This is a genomic window from Promineifilum sp. (SeqCode) (assembly GCF_041918635.1).
Taxonomy (GTDB): domain Bacteria; phylum Chloroflexota; class Anaerolineae; order Promineifilales; family Promineifilaceae; genus Promineifilum.
On sequence record NZ_JAYRVJ010000472.1, the window covers coordinates 1 to 2,527 of the forward strand.

Annotated in this window: 2 protein-coding genes, 1 tRNA gene and 1 pseudogene; all 4 read right to left on the reverse strand. The window is 65.0% G+C overall.

Features of this window, described 5'->3' with window-relative positions; genetic code table 11:
* A partial coding sequence (locus ACE3UY_RS14335) for an argininosuccinate synthase (RefSeq protein WP_374688192.1) occupies positions 1-1,247 on the reverse strand: 1,247 nt, incomplete at its 3' end.
* A gap of 294 nt (positions 1,248-1,541) precedes the next feature.
* Positions 1,542-1,835 (reverse strand): annotated as a pseudogene (locus tag ACE3UY_RS14340) (GNAT family N-acetyltransferase); the annotation flags it as partial.
* Between the two features lie 65 nt (positions 1,836-1,900).
* Positions 1,901-1,976, reverse strand: a tRNA-Gln gene (locus ACE3UY_RS14345).
* Between the two features lie 100 nt (positions 1,977-2,076).
* Positions 2,077-2,527: ClbS/DfsB family four-helix bundle protein (locus ACE3UY_RS14350; protein ID WP_374688191.1), on the reverse strand; the 451-nt coding region annotated here is incomplete at its 5' end.

Consider the following 2,527-nt stretch of genomic DNA (forward strand, 5'->3'; position numbering starts at 1 on the left):
GAATAGTCAGGCGCCGCGTATCGCGTTCTTCCTCCGTCGCTCACTTCCATCATCGCCTTCACCTTCATTTGCAGTCCGAAGAGGGTGATGAACCCCTCGGCGTCGGCCTGGTCGTAAACGTCTTCCTGGCCGAAGGTGGCGAAGTCTTCGCGGTAGAGGCTGTTGGGGCTGTAGCGGCCGACGACGATGACGTTGCCCTTGTAGAGCTTCAGCTTGACCCAGCCGCTGACCGTCTTCTGTGTCTCGTCCACGAACGCTTGCAGGCTCTCGCGCAGGGTGTGGTACCACATGCCGTAGTAGGTCAGTTCGGCGTAGCGCAGCCCCATCTGCTGCTTGAAGTGCAGCGTCTCGCGGTCGAGGCAGAGCGATTCAAGCTCGCGGTGGGCGGCGTAAAGGATCGTGCCGCCGGGCGTCTCGTAGACCCCGCGCGACTTCATGCCCACCAGCCGGTTCTCCACCAGATCGATGCGGCCGATGCCGTGTTTGGCCCCCAGCCGGTTGAGCGTCTCGACCAGCGTCGCCGGCGGCAGTTGCACGCCGTTGACGGACACCGGCACGCCCTTCTCGAAGGCGATCTCCACGATCTCGGCCTCGTTTGGCGCATCCTCCGGCGAGACGGTTAGCTTGAACATCGCCGCCTCCGGCTCGTTGGCCGGGTCTTCCAGGATGCCGCCCTCATGCGAGAGGTGCCACAGGTTGGCGTCGCGGCTGTAAATGGACTTCTCGGTGTGGGTCACCGGGACGTTGTGGGCGCGGGCGTAGGCCAGGGCGTCCTCGCGGGAGCGGATGTCCCACTCGCGCCAGGGGGCGATGACCTTCAGCGTGGGGTTGAGCGCCTGGAAGGTCAACTCGAAGCGCACCTGGTCGTTGCCCTTGCCGGTGCAGCCGTGGGCCACGGCGTCGGCCCCCTCGGCCTCGGCCACCGCCACCTGCCACTTGGCGATGAGCGGCCGGGCGACCGACGTGCCCAGCAGGTATTGGCGCTCGTAGATAGCGCCGGCCTGCATCATGGGGAACAGGAAGTCCTTGGCGAACTCGTGGCGCAGGTCTTCGATGATGACCTTGCTCGCGCCGCTGGCCAGCCCCTTGGCCTCCAGCCCCTCCAGCTCGTGATCCCCCTGGCCGATGTTGGCGCAGAAGCAGATGACTTCGCAATCATAGTTCTCGCGCAGCCAGGGGACGATGACGGACGTATCCAGGCCGCCGGAATAGGCCAGGACGACTTTCTCCACTGCCGGTTTGGTCATGATTCTCTCTCCTTTGGAACGATGAGTGGTTGGTTGGGCGGGCGTGAGGTGCGGGTGTGGGGTGGGATGCAATCGCCGGTAGTCGGACGACGCCAGGCGTCCGGGCAGCCGGTCGGTTGGGGCTTGTGGGATGCCCAAGTGTAGCACGACGGCCGTCTCGTCACAACGATCGAGCAGGGGGCAGTTCACACAGTCGCGCCACACCTTCTCCGGGAAGCGCTCACGGGCGGAGATGTGGAAGCCACCCTTCTGGAAGAAACCGACGGCGCGGGTCAGGGCGAACAGCGTCACGACGCCGCGCCGGCGCGCCTCCAGCACCAGCGCCTTGAGCAGCGTACTGCCCCAGCCGCCGCCTTTGGCCCGGTCGTGGACGGCCAGCGAGCGCACCTCGGCCAGGACGGGCGAGTAGGGGTAGAGCGAGACGCAGGCGACGAGTTCGTCCGCGTCGTCCTTGGCGATGAGCCAGTCGGCCAGGGTGTCGTGGATGGAGGCGGCTGTGCGCGGCAGCAGGTCGCCCCGGCGGGCGTGTTCGTTGACCAGCGCCAGGATGCCGGGCACGTCTTCCGGGCGCGCTTTGCGGACGTTCATGTCGAGGTAGCCATTCGTCGGTGATCAAAAAAAGGGGTTGTAGATCGTCTACAACCCCTCTTCGATGGCTGAGGGCGGAGGGATCGAACCTCCAACCTCCTGATTCAGAGTCAGGCGTTCTGCCAGTTGAACTAGCCCTCAGTGAACGATGGCAGTATAGCATGGATAATGGTGAGGGGCAAATTCTGTTGGAGCAAGGGCCAGGGACTAAGGACCAGGGAAGAGCGCTCTTCCCTGGCCCCTAATGCGTCCGCGCCGCCAACAGGTCGGGCACGTGGTCGGCGTAATGTTCGTAGGTGTTCACGGCGATCCAGCGGTAGAACGCCTCGCCTTCCGTCCAGGGGAAGCGCTGTGGCTCGAACAGGTCTTCCTCCGGCGCAGTCTCGGCCACAGCCAGTAGGGCCTGATAGGCTTCGCGTTCATTCAGTTGGGCGATGCCCAGCGGGAGCAGTTCGTTCTCCTGGTAGACGCGGGCGTTCAGGGCGTCCACCGATTCCACGCTGACCTCACCTTCCGGCACGTCGCCCGCCGCCAGCACCTCGTAGAGGGTGACAATGCGCCGCTCCCAGAAGCCGACGTGGGCGATGACGTCCTTGGCCGACCACGCGTTGGGCAACAAGGGCGTGGTCAGTTTGTCCTTCTCGAACAACGCCAGCGCGCTCTCGAATTCGGCGCGGCCGTCGCGGATGCGA